Here is a 23,218-nt window from a genome sequence, read left to right as displayed (position 1 = left end):
CAATATCTGAAGGTGATTTTTATAATACAAAAAATCACTTTGCAATTTGAAATTCAACTCCCACAAGAAGAGTTGAATTTAAATATACAAAGTGGAATTTAGTTTTTCATTTCACCATAATAATTCTTCAAGGTTGGGAGGTTCAATGATATGAAAAAAATTGTGATTGGCATATTGGCACATGTTGATGCAGGAAAAACAACGTTGTCTGAAAGTATGCTTTATCTTTCAGGACAGATACGACAATTGGGACGTGTAGATCATCAAGATACATTTTTAGATTATGACAAACAGGAACGTCATCGTGGCATTACTATTTTTTCTAAACAGGCGATGTTTCCATGGAAAGATACACAGTTTGTTTTGATAGATACACCAGGCCATGTTGATTTTTCAGCTGAAATGGAAAGAACTTTACACATTCTAGATTATGCGATTATTGTGGTCAATGGAATGGATGGTATACAGTCACATAGTGAAACAATTTGGCATTTATTAGAACATTATCATATTCCCACTTTTATTTTTATGAATAAGATGGATCAGACAACTTATTCTCGTGAATACTTATTTCAAGAATTGACAGAAAAATATCATGAAAACTGTTTAGATTTCTCGATGCCAGTAACACAGCTCTATGAAAATCTGGCTCTCGTTAATGAAACATTGTTGGAAGAATATATGGACTATCAAGTGATTGATTTGGGACATATTCAAGAATGTATTATGAAAAGACAAATTTTTCCAGTGTTCTTTGGCTCAGCTTTAAAAAATGAAGGGGTCGGCGCTTTTTTAGATTTACTAGATACCTATACCATAGAACCAACATATAAGGATTCATTGGATGGCTTTGTTTACAAAGTGAGTCATGATGAACACGGCAATCGTTTAACACATATAAAAATAACTGGTGGAACATTGCATGTGAAAGAAAAGATTCATGATGAAAAAATTGATCAGATTCGTTTATATGAGGGACCAAAATATACGTTGCTGCAAGAAGCAAAGGCAGGAGATGTGGTTGCTTTAAAAGGTTTAAAAAGTTTTCTTCCAGGAATGACACTTACAAATCAGACATTCACGCAACCTGTGATGATGCCTTACATGACTTATCGTGTTGTTTTATCTCCTCATTGTGATCAGCACCAAATGTTAAAGAATCTACAGACTTTAGCTCAAGAAGACCCAACATTACATGTGACATATATGTCACAGACACAAGATATCTATATTCAATTGATGGGTGAAATTCAAATTGAAGTTTTACAAAATATCATTCGTGAAAGATTTCATGAGGAAGTTAGTTTTGATCATGGTGAAATCTTATATAAAGAAACACTTAGTGAACCAGTGGAGGGCGTTGGACATTTTGAACCATTGCGTCATTATGGAGAAGTCCATGTCTTATTGGAACCACTTGCTCAAGGGAGTGGTCTGGTTTATGAAAGTCAATGTACAACAGATCAGCTGCCATTACAGTATCAGCGTTTGATTATGACACATTGCCAAGAAATAGAACATCCAGGTGTTTTAACAGGAGCTTCTATAACTGACATAAAAATCAGTTTAATAGCAGGGAAAGTTCATCAAAAACATACTGAGGGTGGTGATTTAAGAGAAGCTACATATCGTGCGATTCGTCATGGGTTAAAAAGAGGAAAATCTATTTTATTAGAACCTTATTATGATATTCATATTCATATACCTAAAGATGCGTTGAGTCGTGTTTTGTATGATATGGAAAAAAGACACACCAAAGTGAGAATTGAAGAACAGATTGATAGTATTGATTTATATGGTGAAGGACCAGTGACCTGTTTACAAGATTATCAGCAAGAAGTGATTGCTTTAACAAAAGGTAAAGGACGCATGATCTGCCATATGAAAGGGTATTTTCCTTGTCATAATCAAGAAGACATTATAAAACAAAAAGGATATGATAGTGAAACAGATCAGGCTCATCCAACAGGTTCAGTCTTTTGTCAACATGGAGCAGGTTTTTATGTGGCATGGGATGAAGTTGAGCAATATATGCATATTCCTTATCAATATACAAAAAATAAAAATACGCATCATACATATCATGATGCACCACAATATCAAAATGAAGATGAAGAATTGGATGCTATCTTTCAAAAAACATATGGACCTATCAAACGTCGTTTAGCTGATGATTATTATCGTCAGCATCAGCCTCAAGAAACATCTATGAGTGTTAAAATGAAACCTGAATGCCTTTTGGTTGATGGATATAATGTTATTCATTCGTGGCCAGAACTCAAAGATTTAGCAAGCACAAACTTAGGTGTTGCACGTGATCGACTGATTGATATACTCAGTAATTATCAGGGGTATAAACAATGCCTTATGATTATTGTTTTTGATGCTTATAAGGTGAAACAGAATCTAGGGAGTCAAGAAAAGCATCATAATGTTTATGTTGTTTATACCAAAGAAGCCCAAACTGCAGATATGTATATTGAACGTGTGACCCATCAATTAGCAAGTGATTATCGTGTTGTTGTTGCAACTTCTGATGCTTTGGAGCAGTCCATTGTCATTGGACGAGGAGCACGTCGTATGTCGTCACGAGAACTGGCTTTAGAAGTGAAAGCTGTAACGGAAGAACATTTTCATGAATTTCAAAGAAAACAGCCTCAAAACCATGAGTTTTTATTAGAAGATGTCAAAGATTATCATAAATAAAGAACCGTAGACGAAAGCCTACGGTTTTAAAATAATTGTAGAAAAATGCCTATAATCGTTGCACTTACAAACATGATAAGAACAATTCTTAAAATGTCTTTTTTATTATCATACATACGTAACAAGACAAGTAAACCAAGTCCTGTGCTCGTCATAAGTCCTGCAAATAAAGAGCCAAAGCTTAAGACCTGATCAAGATAGAGCTGTGATAAGATGACACTTGCAGCACAGTTAGGAATAAAGCCAGTAAGAGCGGCGATAACAGGTTGAAAAATAGAACCATGAACTAAAATATAGTTCAATGTATCTGCACCAATTTCTTCAATCAGCCATGTTAATGCAAAATTAACAATAAAGACAAAAACAAAGATTTTGAAAGTGTGTAATAAAGCTAAATAAATAATACCATGTCCATGTTCTTCTTCTTTACAGTGTTCATGTATATCATGTAAGCTATGATTGTTAGAAAGACGATGAGATTGAATTAATCCATCCACCAGATAACCAACAACAATTGCCACAATGATTTTTAAACCAATAATCACAAATAATGTCTGTGCCTGTTTTGGCTGGGCAATTAAAATAGGAATAGCATCATCACTTGTAGCAATAAAAACAGCTAACAAAGTTCCTAAACTGATACTTTGATTCATATATAATCCACTGGCAATGACAGAAAATCCACATTGAGGGATGATTCCTAAAAGACTGCCAATCAGTGGTCCTAATTTTTGTGTACGTGCCAAAAGGTTTTCAAACTTCTGATTATTTCTATGTTCAATATATTCCATTAATAGATAAGTCAGAAATAAAAATGGAAGCATGGGTATTAAATCTTCTAAAGAATGTTCAAGTATATGTAACATATTTACCTCCAATAGGTCATTATCATAACATAATAATTTTTAAATTACCAATGAAATGATATGAGAATTTTTATAGGCATATAAGTGGTCAAATGTTTTTATGCTGTGATACAATGCCTTCAAGGATGTGAAAAAAATGGATATGAATGAAGATATGATCACACTATTTTTAGATAAAATAGGTCATCAAAAATTAAAAGATGTTTTTTATAAAATGATTCAGGATTTTGCGATTGGAAGAGAGCATTTACAGCGTCTTTATGAAAAGTGGAGTACGTTTTATAAAGAAGATATGACTTCTCATGAAGCCTTGATCAGTTTAATTCAGGCAAGTGATGAACTGACAAGTGTTGAGGAACCTTTCTGGGAAATGATTGCAGGTCGTTTTTTGGTATATGATATCATTTGTCAGGTTCAATGTCGCAATGAAATGTTGGGGATTTCAACTTTTTATCAAAAAATTCAATATTTAACACAAGAAGGATATTATGGAAATTATATTTTAGAACATTATCAATCTGATGAAATTGAAGAATTATCACAATACATTCAAGATCAACGTAATGAATTATTGAATTATAGTGGTTTAGATATGTTATATAAACGTTATTTGATTCAAGATCATGATCATCATGTTTTAGAAACACCACAGGAAATGTTTATGGGGATTGCGATGCATTTAGCGATGCTAGAAAATGATCGTGTTTATTGGGCAAAACAATTTTATGATATTTTAAGTACACTTAAAGTGACAATGGCAACACCAACAATGGCTAATGCCAGAAAACCATTCCATCAAATGAGTTCATGTTTTATTGATGTTGTTGATGATTCATTGGATGGTATTTATAAAAGTTTAGATCATTTTGCTCAAGTTTCTAAACATGGTGGAGGTATGGGACTCTATTTTGGAAAAGTCAGGGCGAATGGCAGTGATATTCGTGGCTATAAAGGTGCAGCTGGTGGTGTGATTCGCTGGCTGAAACTGGTTAATGATACGGCGATTGCTGTTGATCAGTTAGGTGTCAGACAGGGAGCAGCAGCTGTTTATTTAGACGTCTGGCATAAAGATCTGCCTGAGTTTTTGCAGATTCGTACAAATAATGGAGATGATCGTATGAAGGCGCATGATATTTTTCCAGCTGTCTGCTATCCAGACTTATTTTGGCAATTGGCTAGAGATGATATTGATGCCCCATGGTATATGATGTGTCCTCATGAAATTTATCAGATCAAGGGTTATCATTTAGAAGATTATTATGGTCAAGAATGGCAGGAGCGTTACTTAGATTGTATCCAGGATGAACGTATTTCTAAAAGAGTCATGAGTGTCAAAGAAGTTGTTAGATTGATTATTAAATCGCTGGTAGAAACAGGAACACCTTTTGCTTTTAATCGCGATCGTGTCAATGAAATGAATCCTAATCATCATCAAGGTATGATTTATTGTAGTAATTTATGCAGTGAAATTGCGCAAAACATGAGTGCTATGACTTTTTTAGATAAGGAAGTTATACATGTTGATGGGGAAGAGGTCGTTGTTGAAAAAACAAAACCGGGAGATTTTGTAGTGTGTAATCTTGCATCCTTAACATTAGGAAAAATAAATGTTGATGATGAAGCCCAGTTAAGACATATTATTCATGTTGTTGTGAGAGCTTTAGATAATGTTATTGATTTGAATGATTACCCATTACCATTTGCTCAAATAACGAATCAGAAATATCGTGCCATTGGTTTAGGAACAAGTGGTTATCATCATATGTTATGTCAAAAAGGCATTCCTTTTGAAAGTGAACAGCATTTAGAATTTGTTGATCAGTTATATGAAAAAATAAATTACTATACACTAGAAGCATCATGTTTATTGGCTAAAGAAAAAGGTCGTTATCACGGTTTTGAGGGTAGTGATTATGATACCGGTATGTATTTTCAAAAACGTCATTATCAATCTAAAGAGTGGCAACAATTAGAAACCATGATTCATCGTTATGGTTTACGTAATGGTTATTTAATGGCTATTGCACCCACTTCTTCTACATCTATTATTGCTGGAACAACAGCTTCTATTGATCCAATCATGAAAAAATTCTTTATTGAAGAGAAAAAAGGAAGTATGATGCGAAGAGTGGCACCAGATTTAAATCCAAAAACATTCTGGTTATATAAAAATGCACATTATATGGATCAAGAATGGCTAATCAAAGCTGCTGGGATTCGACAACGACATATTGATCAGTCGCAGTCATTAAATATTTATATGACACAGGAATTTACATTTAGAAAACTTTTAAATTTATATATTTTAGCATATGAAAATAATGTTAAGACGATTTACTACGTAAGAAGTCAATCTTTAGAAATTGAAGAATGTGAATCATGCAGTGCATAGAGGGAGGAATTATGGAATTAAAAGCAAAGGCATTATTTAATGCACAAGGCGATATTGATGTAAGAAAACGTCGTATGATTAATGGAAATACGACGAATCTGAATGATTTTAATCATATGAAGTATCAATGGGTACATGACTGGTATCGTCAGGCAATGAATAATTTTTGGATACCTGAAGAAATCAATTTAACTCAAGATGTCAAAGATTATCGTTTGTTGAAAGATGAAGAAAGACAGGCTTATGATAAAATTCTATCGTTTCTTGTGTTTTTGGATTCTTTACAAACAGCGAATTTACCACACATTGGAGAATATATTACAGCCAATGAGATTAATTTATGTTTAACAATTCAGGCGTTTCAGGAAGCTGTACATTCACAAAGTTATAGTTATATGTTAGATACAATTTGTTCACCAGATAAACGTGATGAAATTTTATATCAATGGAAATATGATGAACATTTATTAAAACGTAATCAATTTATTGGTGAACAATATAATGATTTTTTACAGCATAAAGATGCATTTCATTTAATGAAAACGATTATGGCAAATTATATTTTAGAAGGTATTTATTTTTATAGTGGTTTTATGTTCTTCTATAATTTAGGAAGAATGGGAAAAATGTCTGGTTCAGCACAGGAAATACGTTATATTAACCGTGATGAAAATACACATTTATGGTTATTCAGGAATATGATTTTAGAATTACAAAAAGAAGAACCACAACTCTTTGATGATGAAAAAATAGCTGTTTATCGTCAAATGTTAAAACGTGGTGTTGAGGAGGAAATAGCCTGGGCACAATATGTGATAGGTGATCGCATTGAAGGGTTAACCATGACTATGGTCAGTGATTACATTCATTATTTGGGTAATTTACGTGCGACTTCACTAGGGTTTGAACCGCTTTTTGAAGGTTATCAGGATGAACCAGAAGCAATGCAGTGGGTAAATCTTTATAGTCAGGCTAATCAAATTAAAACAGATTTTTTTGAGGCAAAATCAACAGCGTATGCCAAATCGAGTGCAATTGAAGATGATTTATAAAAAAGGGGCAGACAAATGATTTTGTCAATGCCCTCTTTTGATCTTTTTGGCTTCTAGCCATAACATATGTAAAACTTCTAAAAGCATATTACGTGTTTTGGGTTTTAATAAAGTGATTTCTTTAATTCCATTCATGATATGTTTATAGGAAATGTGTGATAAATCAGAAAAATTATATAAATTTAAATTGTCAAATAATGAAAACATCGCTTCCACAAACTGATGTTTTTCTTCATAACTTAATTTTTCTAAGAAAAGGATAACTTTAATAGCAAATTGAACACTTTCATATGACAGTTCATCACATTCAAAATGATGGGCATTGATTTGCCATGAATAAGCATTATGTTGCATCATGCCTGTTTCCTGACTTTTGACAACAGTATAGTTTTCTTCATGACCTAAAACAATACCAAAAAATGAATAGTGAGGAATATAGCTATGAATGCGGGGAAGCATGTTTTGGTAAGCCTTTGATTGAATGATTTCATCTTGAAAACCGGGGCCATCAAAATTATCAATTTGAATAATACGATCTTGAATATGCTGATGACAAAAACATCCAGCAAAGATAGCTAAATTGCCACCCTTAGAATGTCCTACTAACCATAATGGACGATGCTGACGGTATTGAAAATGTTTTTTTAAACGTTGCCATATAGAAGGTGCTAGGAATTTATTTTTTAAGTCATGCATCAATGAAGAAGTGATATTCTGTGAGGCAATCTCTTCTAGAAAATGTACAGATGATTCTTGAGCAGGTACAACTTTTTCACAAAGCATTAAAAAATCTTCATGCCAGCCAATCAGTGAATCATCGGTACCACGATAGGCTATCACAATGCGACCATCTTCTAATAATAAAGCCAATGCTGCAAACTGTTTGATCAGTTCTTTATTGACATCATTGACATAGTTTAAAATTTGAATGTTTTGATAACGAGGACTGTGAGCCATTTTTTCAAAAAGTTCATGACTAGGAACAAGAATCTTTTTTAAATTTTCAGGTGTCAATGTGGCGTTTCTTTGTTGATATTTTTGAAAGGCTTGTTGTAAAGTGATGGGTTTTGTGTCATTGAAAATATCATCAAGATAAACATAAGCCAGCTCACTAAATATCAGGGCATCAATTTCATTATAGGGAAATTGACTGGCTAAAAGATCACCACGTAAGTCAACATAATGAAGTATTGTATTAACGTTCATGAAATCACCCTTTCTGTTGATATTGGCAAATATTTTACATGATTTTTTAGGAAAATGCAAACTGTAACGGTAGAATTCGTTGATAAAAATGTCGAAATATGATACCCTATCGAAAAGGATGTGTCATAATGAAAAAAATAGATAATAAATATATACGTCGTATTGTATATAGTATTCAATTTTTGATGTCTATAGTTTTACTATCAACGATGTATTTTATTCGTTTTGTACCAATGAAATATATGATGATAGTTGGAATTATTCTCATTGCTTTGATGGTGGGAGAATATTTCTTGATTTTCTATAAAAAACAGGGAAGTAAACGTTCTTTATTGACGCAGTTTTTGAGCCTTGTTTTAAGTTGTTTGATGGTTGTTGCTTCATTTTATGTTTATAGAACAGGGCAAGTCGTTGATTTGCTTGGTGATGAACAGTTTCAGACACGTGCTATTTCTGTTATTGTTTTAAAAGACTCACCAATTAAGAATGAATATCAGCTACCTGAACATTTACTTTCACATGTTTCTTATGTGGATGAATCAACAATGGATTATACGGTATCGCAAATAGAAAAAGAAGTGGGACAGATTTCTTTAGATGATTCATCTGATTTTCATCAGCTGGTTACAAAATTATATCAGAAAGATGTTGACGCTATTATTTTAGATGAAGCTTTTAGAAGCTTGGTTGAGCAGGAAAAAGAAAGTTTTTCTGATGATACACGTGTTATTTTTCAGGTTAAACGTGATGAAGCTGCAGTGAATGCGAAAAGTGTTGATGTGACTGAAAAACCATTTTTGGTTTATATTAGTGGTAATGATGAATATGGAGATTTAACGGCTGTATCACGTAGTGATGTGAATATGTTGGTAGGTATTAATCCTACAACCAAGCAAATATTATTGATTAGTATTCCCCGTGATATTTATTATCCATTACATCGAAATGGTGAATATGATAAATTTACGCATACAGGAATGTATGGATTACAGGAAAGTATTGATACTTTAACAGATATGGTTGATCAGGATATTAATTATTATGTGCGTATGAATTTTACATCATTTATGGATATTGTAGATGCATTGGGTGGTGTGACAGTTCATTCTCCAGAAGAATTTACAACAAAGATTGGTGGCTATCAGATTCAAGAAGGGGAAAATCATCTGAATGCCAAGGAGGCATTGGCTTTTGTAAGAGAAAGAAAATCATTTGTTGATGGAGATTTTGCAAGAGGAAGAAACCAGCAACGCATGATTTCGGCTATTGTAAAAAAAGTTTGCTCACCAGCAATATTAACATCTTTTTCACAAGTTTTGGATACAATCAGTCAAAGTATTGAAACCAATATGCCAAGTGAGGAAATGAATGCGCTTGTTCAGATGCAGTTATCTCAAATGCCAAATTGGGATATTCAGTCTTATCAGATTATAGGTGATAATGCTTCTATGCCATGTTATTCAGTGGGAATGAATGCATCTGTCATTATTCCTAATGAGTTGTCTATTACACAGGCATGTGAATATATTGATCAATTCATGGATAATGAAAAAATTGAAACAGAATTAGGCGATTTGGAACAATAAGAAAGGATTATTATGAAAGATACAATTTTAATATATCGTTTAAGTGATGATATCAAAGGAAAGATAAAAGAAATAGCAAATGAATTAGATATTGATGTAAGAGATATTTCTATACAGCATCTATATCAGAAAATGGGTTATTTATTAAATATGGATGGTTATACATATCAAGAACAGATGTTGCCTTCTTCATCTATGGATCAACCTTTTGTTTTCTTTGCTTTAAATAAAGATGAACAATTAGATTTATTATTACAATTGTTTAGAATGAAAGGAATACCACATATTCCTTATAAAGCTGTTTTAACACAATATAATGTTGATTATACATTTGCTAGACTTTATCAAAGTGTAGCTAGTGAATATCAGCAAATGATGCAAATGAACCTAAAAAAATAGGTTCTTTTTCTATAAAAAAATCCTAAGCACTGGCATGCTTAGGATCACAAGTTAAGTTCATTTTGAGTTTTCTTAATGTTTCTGTATCTTTATTACTTAAAATGACAGTTGAATGAATTTCACAGTCCTTTAATAAAGGAAGAGCTTCTAGACATTTTTTAGCATTCTGGTCTTGAGCTGAAGCAATGGTGAGTGTTAAAAGGACTTCATCAATATCCAATAATGGTGTTTTCATATTTAAATAGTCATTTTTTAAAGATAGAATAGAATGCAGCATAGTTGGTGAAATTAATTCAATATCTTGTTCAATACTAGCTAAATATTTTAATGCATTTAACATAGCTGCACTGGAAGCACGTAATAATGATGATGTTTTCCCACTGATTAAATGACCGTCATTTAATTCTATTGCGCAGACAGGACCTTGACGTGTCTTTGCAACTTCTCTGGCCACAATGGCACATTTACGGTTTTTCGCATCGACACCTGCCTGAGATAATAACATCTGCATTTTTTCTAAAGACTGATCATTGATTTTACCCATTAAATAATCAACTTGCGCATGATAATAACGACGTACAATTTCACGACAGCTAGCATCTTTAGCCGCTTCATTATCAATAATTGCATAACCAGCCATGTTGACTCCCATGTCAGTAGGAGAAGCATATGGTGATTCTCCAAAAATTTTCTTAAACATTGTATTTAATACAGGGAAAATTTCAATATCACGATTATAGTTGACAGTTGTTTCTCCATATTTTTCAAGATGGAAAGGATCAATCATATTGACATCATTCAAATCAATGGTTGCTGCTTCGTAAGCAAGGTTAACAGGATGTTTTAATGGTAAGTTCCAGATTGGGAAAGTTTCAAATTTTGCATATCCAGCACGAATGCCATGAAGATGTTCATGATAAAGCTGAGATAGACATGTTGCCATTTTTCCTGAACCAGGACCTGGAGCAGTTACAACAACTAATGGCTTTGTCGTGATAATATAATCATTTTTACCAAATCCTTCTGGTGAAATAATATGATCAACATTATGAGGATAATTTTCGATAGGATATTGCATAAAAACTTTAATGCCACGTTTTTCTAGCTTTGTTTTAAAAGTATCGGCAGAATTTTGATGCTGGTACTGTGTAATTGTGACACTTCCTACATATAATCCAACGTTTTCATATTCATTAATTAATCGAATAACTTCATCATCATATGAAATACCTAAATCTCTTCGCATTTTATGTCTTTCTAAGTCTTTAGCACAAACAGCGATAATCACTTCTACTTTATCTTTTAAAGTTAATAACATCTTTAACTTGCTGTCGGGTTCAAAACCAGGTAAAACACGAGAAGCATGTGTATCATCGAAAAGTTTTCCCCCAAATTCTAGATATAATTTATTGTCGAATTGAGCAATTCTTTCTTGAATGTGTTTAGATTGTAGTTCTACATATAATTCATTACTAAATGCTTTTTTCATTTTCTCTCACTCCTAGTCAACATTATATAGAAAATGGTTTGAAGATAAAGAAAATAATAAAAAAATATTATGTCGATAAATATTGATAATTATAAATAGAGAGGACTTTTTTGATTGTTGTTATTGTGTGGAAAATATGATATATTGTAAAAAAGATAAAAGTGGTAAAGGAGTCTTATTATGTTTAATATGGTCTTTTTAAGAATTGTTTTGAACTTTTTAGTGGGATTTATTTTGGTGTTGGCTGTTATGCCAAAAGCGATTCAATATTTAAAAAAATTAAAATTTGGACAGGTAGAAAGAGAGGAAGGTTTACAGTCGCATAAAGCAAAAGGTGGTACACCAACAATGGGTGGAATTGTCTTTATCTTATGTGCTGTAGTTGTGGTTTATATTTTGAATTTCACTTCGTTAAATCATCCTTATATACATCTTTTAACTTTTTCTTTTGTAGGTTTTGGATTGGTTGGATTTATTGATGATTATTTAATTGTTGTCAGAAAGACAAATGATGGATTGAAACCTTTATATAAATATACATTACAATCAGTTGTGGCCATTGCTTTTTATATTTTAGCTAAGTTTTTTATACCTGGATTTGATACTGCAATTTCTATCCCTTTATTACATATAGAAATTGATATTGGATGGTTATATCCTATTTTGGTATATTTTATGTTTACAGCAGGCAGCAATGCGGTGAATTTAACAGATGGATTAGATGGTCTAGCAACAGGACTTTCGATGATTGCGATTTCTGTTTTTGTTATTTTTGCGATTATGAATAAAGATTATGACATTGCCATCTATGCTATGGCAGTGGTGGGAACATTACTAGGATTTATGTGTTTTAATTATCATCCTGCACGTATTTTTATGGGAGATACTGGTTCATTAGCTTTAGGTGGATTTTTAGCAGCTTTGGCTGTATTAACACGTCAGGAACTTCTGTTTATTTTAATTGGTGGTGTTTTCTTGATTGAAACTTTATCAGTGATTATTCAGGTTGTATCTTTCAAAACAAGAGGCAAACGTGTGTTTAAGATGGCACCTATTCACCATCATTTTGAAATGCTTGGATGGAGTGAACAACAAGTTGTTATTTCATTTTGGTTTTTAGGTTTTATTTGTGGAATTATTGGGATTGTTTTAGGAGTTATGTAATATGTTGAACGGGAAAAAAGTTTTAGTTTTAGGATTGGCTAAAAGTGGTCAAGCAGCAGTCGAATTATTGACTGCATTACATGCAACTATCACAGTGAATGAATATGCTAGTCGTGAAAAGATTGCTTGTTATGATGAATATGTGCATCGTGGTATCGAGATGATTACAGGAGGACATCCACAAGAACTGTTTGAAAGAGATTTTGACTTTGTTGTGAAAAATCCAGGAATTAATTATCATAAACCATTTGTTTTAAGGTTGAAAGAAAGAGGAATTCCAGTTTATACTGAAATTGAACTGGCTTATCAAGTTGCTAAAATGCAAAATTATATTGCTATTACAGGAACAAATGGGAAAACAACAACAGTGACATTAATTGATGAGATTTTAAAACATGCCCATCATTTGTCTTGTTTGGCAGGTAATGTGGGTATACCTTATTCCTCTTGTGTTCTAGACAATGATTTGCTTCATCGTGATGGGTATGATGTGGTTTTAGAAATGTCTAATTTTCAATTATTAGATATTGAAAAGTTTCATCCACATATTTCTACAATTATAAATCTGACTCCAGATCATTTGGATTATATGGCTTCACTGGATGAATATTATGCTTCTAAAACACGTATTTATATGAATCAAGATAAGCAAGATTATTTTATTGAAAATTTGGATGATGAAATCTTGCAGAGTTATTTAAGAAAATATCCTGTTTTGGCTCAAAGAGTGACTTTTTCTTTAACTAAACCAGCTGATTGTATGATTCAAAATCAAGCGATTTATTATAAAGGAAATCATGTTATTGATTTGGATGAAATAAAAATAGTAGGTGATCATAATATTCAAAATATGATGATTGCCATTATTGCCTGTGCATTAAGTCGTGTGTCTTTATCAGATATTCATGATACTTTGGCTTCTTTTCAGGGAGTAGAACACCGTATAGAATTTGTAAGAGAATATCACGGTGTTAAATATTATAATGATTCTAAAGCGACAAATACAGATGCAGCGATTATTGCTTTAAAAGCTTTTAAACAGCCGGTTATATTATTAATGGGTGGTCATGAAAAAGGTCTGGATTTAACAGAGATGTCATCTTATGCTTCAAAGATCTCAACGCTTATTTGTTTTGGTGAGGCAAAGGAAAGATTTGCTAGAGAAATGTATATAGACAATACAATTGTTGTTGAACATATGAAAGATGCTGTGATGAAAGCAAAGGAAATTGCTCATGAAGGAGATGTTGTATTATTATCCCCTTCAACAAGTTCATATGATGAATTTAGTGGATATGAAGAAAGAGGAAGAGTTTTTAAACAGATTATTAATGAATGGAATTCATAGTCAAAGGAGTTTATAAAAGTCAAAATCATTGTGACTATGACTTGACGTATGAAAAATATGTGATTAAATGTGAGTGCTTGCTCGGAGGGTGAGCCATTCATGAGAAATGGTGAGCTGGATAAGGCTACAGGTTGAAATACCTGTTTCTTATCCAGTTTTTTATTTTTACAAAAAAGGAGGGTTATATGGATTTTATTCACGGAAAGATAAGACCAATATATTTTAAGTATTTGGCTGCTGCTTTTGGAAGTGCATTAGTCACTTCTATTTATTCAATTGTAGATATGGCCATGGTTGGACAATATCAAGGTCCTGATGGAACGGCTGCTTTGGCGGTCGTTGCTCCAATATGGAATATTATTTATAGCCTTGGCTTGTTAATGGGAATAGGTGGAGCAGTTATTTTTAGTACAATTAAAGGACAGAGCTCTCAAAAAGATGATGAAGCAGGGGAATTTTTTACTGTTTCAGTGATAGGCTCTATATTATTAGCTTTACTATCATGGTTTGTTATTGTTGTTTTTGATCAGCCGTTATTAACATTTTTGGAGCTGAAAAAAATTTACTTCCACTTGGTTTAAGTTATCTCAAACCGATTCAATTCGTTGTGCCATGCTTTTTGTTTAATCAGATGTTAGCAGCGTATTTACGTAATGACAATAATCCGGCTCTTGCACCGGCGGGTGTCCTTTCTGGAGGGATATTTAATATTTTTGGAGATTATGTTTTTGTATTTGTGTTTGATATGGGAATTTATGGTGCAGGTTTGGCGACTGCTATTGGAGCAGTCATTTCGACACTTGTTATGCTCACTCATTTTTTAAAAAAGAGCAATACCTTAAAATTAGTCAGACCAAAACATTTTATGGCTAGATTGTCTCAAATAACAGTGACTGGTTTTTCAACATTTTTTATTGATGTGGCTATGGGAATTTTAACAATCTTATTTTATTGTCAGATTATGAAATATTTGGGACAAATGCTTTATCTGTATATGGTATTATTGTGAATGTTTCAACTTTTGTGCAATGTTGTGCCTATAGTGTGGGACAGGCAGCACAACCTATTATTTCTGTTAATTTTGGTGCTCATCAACCTCAATGTATTCAGGAAGTTTTAAAATATGCACTTATGAGTGTTACATTTTTTAGCCTTTTATGGACAGCATTGTCTTTATTTGTGCCAATGTTATTTGTTTGTATTTTTATGACGCCGACACCTGAAATTATGAAAATAGCTCCTTAGATTATAAGATGTTATGGTTTATCATTCCTTTTATTGCCTTTTCATATTTTTTCAACATATTATTTTCAGGCTATATTAAAACCAAGAAGTGCCTTTATCGTTTCAGTTTCTAGAGGATTGGTCATCAGTGGAGTCTTGATTTTCATTCTGCCACTTATAAATCCTAATGCTTTATGGTTAGCTATGGTATTGACAGAAATCATTGTGGCTATTTATGCTGGTGTATCAATGATTAAATATACACGTCATTTATCAACACAATGAAAAATCTATAGATAAGAAGATGCGAAGATGTATCTTCTTTTTTTTGTCTTTTTTTCATATAGTAAAATGATGGAGGTGCCACCATGAAAACAAAAAAAATCACGATTTTAACAATCATCATTGTCATTATAGGATTAATAAGTGTTTATAGTTCTTCTCATATTTGGGCACTTTATAAATATGATGATGCTTTGTATTACATCAAAAGACAAATGATTTTTGCTGTTTTAGGTTTTATAGCCATGTTTGTGACTTCACGTATTGATTATCATCTTTACAAAAAATATTATAAGTTTATTTTAATCATCTGTTTTCTTTTATTAATTCTTGTCTTAATACCAGGTTTAGGGGTTGTCAGAGGTGGGAGTCGCAGCTGGTTTAATTTTGGTATTTTTGCATTGCAGCCAAGTGAGTTGTTTAAAATTGGTATTATTATTTTTAGTGCGGTTTATATGGAAAAGCATTACTATCATATGAAAAAAATCAGATATAGCCTGCCAGTTTTACTTATGATGGGACTAGGTTTTTTGTTGATTATGTTACAGCCGGATTTTGGGAGTGGTGTTGTTATGGCATGTAGCGTCATTGTGATGATGATTGTTTCGCCATTTCCCTTTCGTTATTTTGTGGGGTTGGGAATACTGGGAGTCATTGGAATTGTGATTATGATTTTATCTGCTCCTTATCGTATGGAGCGTATATTGTCTTTTTTAAATCCATTCCAGGATCCATTAGGCAGTGGTTTTCAGGCTATACAGGCTCTATATGCCATTGGACCAGGTGGATTATTAGGCGTTGGATTTGATAAAAGTATTCAAAAACATTTTTATTTACCAGAACCCCAGACAGATTTTATTTTTGCGATTATAGCAGAAGAATTTGGCTTTATAGGGGGAATTATTGTGATTGGATTATATACCAGTCTATTTAAGACGGTTTTAAAGGTGAGTCAAAATGCACCTGATCTATTTGGTGGCTTTTTGATGATTGGAATTATTTCGATGATCGGTATTCAGACTTTAATTAATCTGGGAGTTGTGGTAGGATTATTTCCGGTGACGGGTGTAACCTTGCCATTGATGTCATATGGTGGTACAAGTTTAGTTATAACATTAATGAGTATAGGAATTTTAATTAATATCTCGAAATCTTGTCATGATATGTTATAATGTGAATTAGGAGTGGTGAGAAATGAAAATAATTGTAAGTGCAGGGGGAACAGGTGGACATTTGTATCCTGCTTTAGCCCTTGTTGAGTATATCAAAACACAAGATGCCAATGCTAAATTTTTATTTGTTGGAACAACTGATCGTTTAGAATCACAAATTGTTCCTGAACTAGGATATCAGTATCGTGGATTGGCAGTTAAAGGATTAGTTGGTAATCCTTTACAAAAGTTAAAAAATGCTTTCATTTTTATGAAATCATTAAAAGAATCAAAACAAATCTTGAAAGAATTTCAGCCAGATATTGTGATTGGTTTTGGAGGTTATCCAAGTGCTTCTATTGTTATGGCTGCTTCTCGATTGAAAATCCCTACAATGATTCATGAACAGAATTCTATTATTGGTTTAACAAATAAAGTTTTAATAAAAAGAGTGAATAAGATTGTATGTTGTTATCAAAAAGCGTATAATGAATTTCCAAGCAATAAGACTGTTTTATTAGGAAATCCACGTGCTAGCGTGGTGACAAATCAGGAACTTAAAGATATTCATGATCTTTATCACATTCCTGCCAAACGTCAGACAGTTGTTATTGTGATGGGAAGTCTAGGTTCATCATCAGTGAATCGTGTGATGAAAGAAGCATTGCGACAGATGCAATATGATGATTATGATGTTATTTATGTTACAGGTAAAAAATATTATGATGAAATGAAAGAGGAATTAAGTGATTTAAATGACTCGATTCACTTGGTCAATTATATTGATGATATGCCTAGTTTGATTTCAAGCTGTGATATTATTGTTTCACGTGCTGGAGCGACAACACTTGCTGAAATTACAGCTTTAGGGGCAGCTTCTTTAATTATTCCTAGTCCTTATGTTGTAGCGAATCATCAGGAATATAATGCTCGAGAACTTGTGAATGCAAAAGCAGCGCGAATGATCTTGGAAAAAGATTTAACAGCGGATCGATTTGTTAGTGAAATTAGATATTTATTAAAAAATCAATCAGTATTAAATTCGTTAAAGGCTCATGCATGTCAATTAGGAAAACCACATGCTTGTCAAGATATTTATCAGGAGATTTTAAAGACATTAGAAAGGAAATAAGCATGGATTTTGAAAATATATTTTATGATTTAGTAGATTTGCAGTTAGGTGAGATTTTAGAAAATGAACCTTTATATAAACATACAACATTTAAAGTAGGAGGACCTGCCAGATTATTTGTTTATATTCAGGATGTTGAAGCTTTAAAAAGAGGGATTCAATATTGTCGTCAGCATCAAATTAAGCATATGGTGATTGGTAGAGGATCTGATCTTTTGTTTTCAGATAAAGAATATGAAGGTGTTATTTTTTCATTAAAGAATTTAGATAAAGTTCATTTCAATGGTGTTGAAATTCGTGCTCAGGCAGGTGTGAGCATGATTTATTTAGCGTATGAAGCTGCCAAAGTAGGGCTATCAGGCTTTGAATTTATGGGAGGTATTCCTGGAACTATTGGTGGTGGCGTGTATATGAATGCCGGTGCATATAAATATTGTGTTAGTGATGTTTTTACTTCTGCAATTATTTTAAATGATAAGGGCGAACTTGTGACTTTAAATCGAGAACAGATGGAGTTTGATTATCGTACGTCTATTTTGCAAAAACATAAAGATTGGATTTTAATTGAAGCAACATTTACAATGACTTCACGTGATCCTAAAGATATTATGCATGTTCTTGATAAGCGTAAAGAAAAACGTATGGCAACACAGCCATGGAATTTTGCAAGTGCAGGAAGTATTTTTAGAAATCCAGAACAAAAACCAGCATGGCAATATATTGATGAATGTGAACTGAGAGGTTATGAAATTGGAGGTGCTCAGGTTTCACCTAAACATTCTAATTTTATTGTGAATAATGGATATGCAAGTGCTAAGGATATTTTAGATTTAATTTTACTTGTAGAAAAGAGTGTATTTAATCGTTTTGGTGTGGAATTAGAAAAAGAGGTTATATTGATTAATTGGGAGTAGGTGATATGTATGTCCCAGCAACAATATTATTATAATGAACATGATGAAAATCAAGTGTTACGACTGAGGAAAGATAAACGTAAACGTAAATTAAAGCGTAAGATTAAAGTGGTGTTGATTCTTTTTGTAATGCTGCTGATTGCTGGCTATTTTGTAAGTGATATATCTCGTGTACATGATATTAATATAACAGGGTTACAGGAAGTTTCCAAGGACGATATTGAAAAATCAATTTCGGTTCATGAAGGAGATATCGTTTTGTTTGTCAATACTGGAAAAATAGAGGATGAGATAGCTAAAATGCCCTTCATTAAAAAGGTGAAGGTGACAAAATCGTTGCTAGGTTCTGTTCAAATAGAAGTAGAAGAAGCTCAGAAAGTCGCATACTGTGTCATTGATAAAAAAACATATGTTATTGATGAATTGGGAAATGTCAGTGAAACAGATGATAAAGATTTGATTGCATCATTGCAATCTACACCACAAATAACAAAGTTTAAAGATTTACAATTATTAAAAGAATTTGCAAAGGAATATGTGAATATTCCAGAAATTATAAAAAGTCAAACGAGTGATATTATATATGATCCTCAAAAAGCTGATGAAACACGTTTGAAATTCATTATGGATGATGGTAAGATTTTATATCTGCGTATTGAAGACATGGTTGAACAATTAAATAAATTCGATTATGAAGCAAATAAAGAAGTTTATAAAGATAAATGTGTTTTTAGTTTTGAGGGAAACTATGTTTATATGAAAGATTGTGAATAATGCATCTGTTGGTGCATTATTTTTTTTGATTTGTAGTTCTCTTTTTCGTCATTTATATATTTTCTTATGAAAAAAATTATGGTACAATAATAAAGAAGTATTTTTTGAAGGAGAATCGTATATGAAGAATATCTATGCTGTATTAGATATAGGAAGTGCAACGGTAAAAATGCTTGTTGGTGAGGTTGTAAGTGCGAATATAAATGTACTTTTTGCCAAGAAAATCACAAGCCATGGAATTCGTAAAGGACAAATTGAAAATATGCCTGTTGTTGTGAGTGAAATCAAACAATTGGTTGACGAAGCTTCAAAGGCTTTAGGGGCAACTATTTCAAAAGTCGCTTTATGTATACCGTCTTTCCATGCCTGTATTTATCAAAGTGATGGAATCACAAAAGTCAATTCTCCTTTGGATCAGATTACAAGTGAGGACATTGTACGTGCATTAAAACTTTCTAAACGTTTTACGTTAAAAGAGGATGAAGAAGTTATTTCAGTCATTCCAGCAATGTTTTATTTGGATACGAAATCAATGAAAGATATTCCTATTGGTGAAAAATCAGCATCATTAAAAGTAGAATCGTTAGTGATAACGACAAAGAAGAAATTGCTTTATAGTTATATTAATGCTGTTGAAAAAGCCGGAGTGGAAGTTTTAGATATTACAATTAATGCTTATGCGTGTGCTAAAGAGGCATTTGATGCTGTTTATCTTCAAGAAGGTGCTATTTTGATTGATATTGGATATCGTAGCTCAACTGTTGCTTTTTTTGAGGATGGTTATTTAAAATATATTGCTCAAGCCCATGTTGGTGGTTATGATTTGACACGAAAGATTGCGACATCATGGCAAATTCCAATGGATAAGGCTGAGTTATATAAGGTCAAATATGGTACATGTGATCTTCATATTGGTGATGAAGATGTCATCCATACGACAAGTCAAAATGATATAGAAAAACACTTTACTCAAAAGGATCTGGCTCAGGTCTTAACTGATGGTGTTCAGGAAATTATGGAAATCATTAAAACAAAAATCGAAGTGATTAATGATGGAAGAAGTTATGAAACTGTTATCGTTGGTGGCGGTGGAGAGTTGCCTGCTATTGATGAAGTGGCAACTCAAGTGTTGAATAGTGCTGTAAGAACATATCGTCCTGATACGATAGGAGCACGAGATATGTCATTTGTTTCTTGTCTTGGTATGATGTATTATTTAAATGACCGTTTAAAGATTTTTGGTCAAATGGATTCATCTCTTGTTTTACCAGATATTTCTAATACAATGAGTATTAGATTTAAAGGTCTGACAAAGACAAAAACTGCTTATAATTCGGATACAAAGAAAAAAGGAAAATTGACAAAAGTCATTGAAAATTTATTTAGTGAAGAAGATTAATATAAAAGTGAGGATAGAAATATGGATGGGAATTTAGATTTTGTTCAAGTTGCAAAAATTAAAGTCATTGGTGTTGGTGGTGGAGGCTGCAATGCTGTAGCAAGAATGGCTAAAGATGGTGTCAAAGGTGTTGATTTTTATGTTGCCAATACTGATGCACAGATTTTAAAAGGAATTGATATTGAAAACAAAATTGTTTTAGGTAAAGAATTGACACATGGTTTAGGAGCAGGTGGTAATCCAGAAGTTGGACGTAAAGCTGCTTTAGAAACTGAAGAAGAAATCAAGTCAGCTTTATCAGGTGCCAATATGGTTTTCATTGCTGCTGGTATGGGTGGTGGAACTGGAACTGGAGCCGCACCTGTGGTTGCAAAAATTTCACGTGAATTGGGTGCATTAACAGTTGGTGTTGTCACATCACCTTTCACATTTGAGGGACCTAAAGTTTTAAGACAGGCTAAAAGTGGTTTGGCTGAATTAAGAGAAAATGTGGATTCTATTATTGTTGTTTCTAATGATCGTTTATTAGAAGCTATTGGTCGTAAACCAATGGGTGAAGCATTTAGAGAAGCAGACAATGTATTAAGACAAGGGGTACAGACAATTACTGATTTGATTGCTATTCCAGCATTTATTAATCTTGACTTTGCTGATGTTTCATCAGTTATGAAAGATAGAGGTTCTGCTCTTATTGGTATTGGTATGAGTGATGGTGAAAATAAAGCAGAAGAAGCTGCTATGCGTGCTATTTCATCACCATTATTAGATGTGTCTATTGCAGGTGCAAAAGATGCAATTGTTAATGTTACTGGTGGAACAAATATTACTTTATATGATGCAAATACGGCTCTTGCAACAATTAGAGAAGCGGTAGGTAATGATGTCAATACTGTTTTAGGTGTTGCTATTAATGAACAATTAGATGATCAAGTTATTGTAACTGTTATTGCGACTGGATTTGAAGATGAAGAAGAACCTGCACCAGTTAAACAGACATCTTCATTTGAATCTGTTGTAAAACCATCAATGTATGATGATGACGATGACGACGATGATGTGCCAGCTTTTTTAAGAAATCGTAAATTATAAGCTAACAATTTGTTAGCTTTTCTTTATATGGAGGTACAAGATGAAAAAAATAGGTTTTATTGGTTTTGGAAATATGGCGAGTGCTATTGCTTTGGGAATAATTGATGCAAAATTTTTGGATGTAAATGAAATAATAGCGTATGATATTGATGAGAATAAAGCTGAAAAAATGCGTTCTTATCATATTGATGTGGCACATGACATTGATGAATTGATTGCATGTAGCGAATTCATATTTGTTGGGGTAAAACCTCAAGTTGTTGAGTCTGTATTAGACCCATATATTCAAAAGTTAGAAAATAAAGCGATCATTTCTATTGCATTGGGATATGATTTTGATAAATATCAGACATTTTTAGATGATTCTACACGTCATATTTTTGTTATGCCAAACACACCTGTTCGTGTTTTGCAGGGAATGTCATTAATTGAAGAGAAACATTCATTAAAAGATCAAGAGTTTGAATTTGTTAAAAATATGTTCAGTGCCATTGGGCAGGTAGAGGTTGTATCATCACATTTAATGTCAACAGCTGGAACATTGAGTGGATGTGGGCCAGCGTTTGTCTATATGATAATAGAAGCATTGGCAGATGGTGCTGTGAAAGAAGGTGTTCCAAGAGAAATGGCTTATACATTGGCATCTCAGACATTAATGGGTGCTGCTAAAATGCAATTGGAAACACATTTACACCCTGGAGTTTTAAAAGATCAAGTATGTTCACCTGGTGGTTCAACGATTTGTGGTGTTGAAGCATTAGAAGATGGGAAATTGCGAGCTACTTTAATATCAGCAATTTCTGCAGCAGTACATTATCAAGAAAAGAAATAGTCATAGTTGTTATTATGATTGAAATAAGAAGCTCATTCCGATTAGGAGTGGCTTTTTTTTGTAGAAAAATAGCTAAAATACCATCAAAAAACAAAAAAAGGTGAAATGAAAAACTAAATTCCACTTTGTATATTTAAATTCAACTCTTCTTGTGGGAGTTGAATTTCAAATTGCAAAGTGATTTTTTGTATTATAAAAATCACCTTCAGATAT

The 23,218-nt window shown here is 32.7% G+C and carries 21 protein-coding genes; 18 read left to right on the top strand and 3 right to left on the bottom strand.

What is annotated here, in order from left to right; translation table 11 throughout:
• The first annotated feature begins 150 nt into the window (after nucleotides 1-150).
• Complete coding sequence (locus B5E48_RS10795; protein ID WP_087305027.1) at nucleotides 151-2,706, top strand: translation factor GTPase family protein; 2,556 nt, start codon at nucleotides 151-153, stop codon at nucleotides 2,704-2,706.
• Between the two features lie 26 nt (nucleotides 2,707-2,732).
• Here B5E48_RS10795 and B5E48_RS10790 read toward each other — a convergent pair whose 3' ends face one another.
• Nucleotides 2,733-3,572, bottom strand: a complete 840-nt coding sequence (locus B5E48_RS10790; protein ID WP_087297346.1) for a putative manganese transporter — start codon at nucleotides 3,570-3,572, stop codon at nucleotides 2,733-2,735.
• Nucleotides 3,573-3,708: 136 nt separating this feature from the next.
• On the opposite strand from B5E48_RS10790, the gene B5E48_RS10785 reads away from it, so the two are divergent.
• Together B5E48_RS10785 and B5E48_RS10780 are read left to right on the top strand one after the other, a co-directional pair.
• The gene (locus tag B5E48_RS10785; RefSeq protein WP_087305026.1) at nucleotides 3,709-5,964 is read left to right on the top strand and encodes a ribonucleoside-diphosphate reductase subunit alpha; all 2,256 of its coding nucleotides are present in this window, start codon (nucleotides 3,709-3,711) and stop codon (nucleotides 5,962-5,964) included.
• 11 nt (nucleotides 5,965-5,975) lie between these two features.
• Complete coding sequence (locus tag B5E48_RS10780; RefSeq protein ID WP_087245659.1) at nucleotides 5,976-7,016, top strand: ribonucleotide-diphosphate reductase subunit beta; 1,041 nt, start codon at nucleotides 5,976-5,978, stop codon at nucleotides 7,014-7,016.
• A gap of 24 nt (nucleotides 7,017-7,040) precedes the next feature.
• On the opposite strand, the gene B5E48_RS10775 is transcribed toward B5E48_RS10780, so the two are convergent.
• Nucleotides 7,041-8,222 carry an Mbeg1-like protein gene (locus tag B5E48_RS10775; RefSeq protein WP_087305025.1) on the bottom strand — a complete coding sequence of 394 codons (1,182 nt, stop codon included), beginning with the start codon at nucleotides 8,220-8,222 and terminating at the stop codon, nucleotides 7,041-7,043.
• Nucleotides 8,223-8,350: 128 nt separating this feature from the next.
• On the opposite strand from B5E48_RS10775, the gene B5E48_RS10770 reads away from it, so the two are divergent.
• Entirely contained in the window at nucleotides 8,351-9,808 is a 1,458-nt protein-coding gene (locus B5E48_RS10770) for an LCP family protein (RefSeq protein ID WP_087305024.1), read from the top strand.
• Between the two features lie 12 nt (nucleotides 9,809-9,820).
• Complete coding sequence (locus B5E48_RS10765; RefSeq protein ID WP_087297342.1) at nucleotides 9,821-10,207, top strand: DUF3783 domain-containing protein; 387 nt, start codon at nucleotides 9,821-9,823, stop codon at nucleotides 10,205-10,207.
• A gap of 22 nt (nucleotides 10,208-10,229) precedes the next feature.
• On the opposite strand, the gene B5E48_RS10760 is transcribed toward B5E48_RS10765, so the two are convergent.
• Nucleotides 10,230-11,696 (bottom strand): DUF1846 domain-containing protein, encoded by a 1,467-nt coding sequence (locus tag B5E48_RS10760; protein ID WP_087305023.1) that lies wholly within the window; start codon nucleotides 11,694-11,696, stop codon nucleotides 10,230-10,232.
• 180 nt (nucleotides 11,697-11,876) lie between these two features.
• On the opposite strand from B5E48_RS10760, the gene mraY reads away from it, so the two are divergent.
• The 13 genes from mraY to proC all read left to right on the top strand — a co-directional run bounded on the left by mraY (nucleotide 11,877) and on the right by proC (nucleotide 23,005).
• Nucleotides 11,877-12,860: a phospho-N-acetylmuramoyl-pentapeptide-transferase gene (gene mraY / locus B5E48_RS10755; RefSeq protein WP_087305022.1), complete on the top strand. Its 984-nt coding sequence runs from the start codon at nucleotides 11,877-11,879 to the stop codon at nucleotides 12,858-12,860.
• A 1-nt stretch (nucleotide 12,861) separates the two neighbouring features.
• Nucleotides 12,862-14,208 carry a UDP-N-acetylmuramoyl-L-alanine--D-glutamate ligase gene (murD, locus tag B5E48_RS10750; RefSeq protein ID WP_087305021.1) on the top strand — a complete coding sequence of 449 codons (1,347 nt, stop codon included), beginning with the start codon at nucleotides 12,862-12,864 and terminating at the stop codon, nucleotides 14,206-14,208.
• Nucleotides 14,209-14,393: 185 nt separating this feature from the next.
• Nucleotides 14,394-14,789 carry an MATE family efflux transporter gene (locus B5E48_RS13895; protein WP_241146971.1) on the top strand — a complete coding sequence of 132 codons (396 nt, stop codon included), beginning with the start codon at nucleotides 14,394-14,396 and terminating at the stop codon, nucleotides 14,787-14,789.
• A 38-nt stretch (nucleotides 14,790-14,827) separates the two neighbouring features.
• Nucleotides 14,828-15,217: an MATE family efflux transporter gene (locus B5E48_RS13890; RefSeq protein WP_241146970.1), complete on the top strand. Its 390-nt coding sequence runs from the start codon at nucleotides 14,828-14,830 to the stop codon at nucleotides 15,215-15,217.
• Entirely contained in the window at nucleotides 15,214-15,453 is a 240-nt protein-coding gene (locus B5E48_RS13885) for an MATE family efflux transporter (protein WP_241146969.1), read from the top strand. The genes B5E48_RS13890 and B5E48_RS13885 overlap by 4 nt, the downstream gene beginning before the upstream one ends.
• A 33-nt stretch (nucleotides 15,454-15,486) precedes the next feature.
• Nucleotides 15,487-15,717, top strand: a complete 231-nt coding sequence (locus B5E48_RS13880) for a hypothetical protein (RefSeq protein WP_241146968.1) — start codon at nucleotides 15,487-15,489, stop codon at nucleotides 15,715-15,717.
• Between the two features lie 83 nt (nucleotides 15,718-15,800).
• Nucleotides 15,801-16,886 carry a putative lipid II flippase FtsW gene (gene ftsW, locus B5E48_RS10740; protein ID WP_087305020.1) on the top strand — a complete coding sequence of 362 codons (1,086 nt, stop codon included), beginning with the start codon at nucleotides 15,801-15,803 and terminating at the stop codon, nucleotides 16,884-16,886.
• A gap of 22 nt (nucleotides 16,887-16,908) precedes the next feature.
• The gene (murG, locus tag B5E48_RS10735) at nucleotides 16,909-17,997 is read left to right on the top strand and encodes an undecaprenyldiphospho-muramoylpentapeptide beta-N-acetylglucosaminyltransferase (RefSeq protein ID WP_087298153.1); all 1,089 of its coding nucleotides are present in this window, start codon (nucleotides 16,909-16,911) and stop codon (nucleotides 17,995-17,997) included.
• A gap of 2 nt (nucleotides 17,998-17,999) precedes the next feature.
• Complete coding sequence (gene murB, locus B5E48_RS10730) at nucleotides 18,000-18,911, top strand: UDP-N-acetylmuramate dehydrogenase (RefSeq protein WP_087298154.1); 912 nt, start codon at nucleotides 18,000-18,002, stop codon at nucleotides 18,909-18,911.
• Between the two features lie 9 nt (nucleotides 18,912-18,920).
• Complete coding sequence (locus tag B5E48_RS10725) at nucleotides 18,921-19,685, top strand: cell division protein FtsQ/DivIB (protein ID WP_087245988.1); 765 nt, start codon at nucleotides 18,921-18,923, stop codon at nucleotides 19,683-19,685.
• 121 nt (nucleotides 19,686-19,806) lie between these two features.
• On the top strand, nucleotides 19,807-21,084 hold the full coding sequence (gene ftsA, locus B5E48_RS10720; RefSeq protein WP_087298155.1) for a cell division protein FtsA: 1,278 nt from the start codon (nucleotides 19,807-19,809) through the stop codon (nucleotides 21,082-21,084).
• Between the two features lie 21 nt (nucleotides 21,085-21,105).
• On the top strand, nucleotides 21,106-22,173 hold the full coding sequence (ftsZ, locus tag B5E48_RS10715; RefSeq protein ID WP_087245983.1) for a cell division protein FtsZ: 1,068 nt from the start codon (nucleotides 21,106-21,108) through the stop codon (nucleotides 22,171-22,173).
• Between the two features lie 40 nt (nucleotides 22,174-22,213).
• Nucleotides 22,214-23,005 (top strand): pyrroline-5-carboxylate reductase, encoded by a 792-nt coding sequence (gene proC, locus B5E48_RS10710; RefSeq protein ID WP_087305019.1) that lies wholly within the window; start codon nucleotides 22,214-22,216, stop codon nucleotides 23,003-23,005.
• Nucleotides 23,006-23,218: the final 213 nt, after the last annotated feature.

This window comes from Massilimicrobiota sp. An105, from assembly GCF_002161155.1.
Lineage (GTDB): Bacteria > Bacillota_I > Bacilli_A > Erysipelotrichales > Coprobacillaceae > Allocoprobacillus > Allocoprobacillus merdigallinarum.
This window is presented reverse-complemented; position numbering and strand designations above follow the sequence as displayed.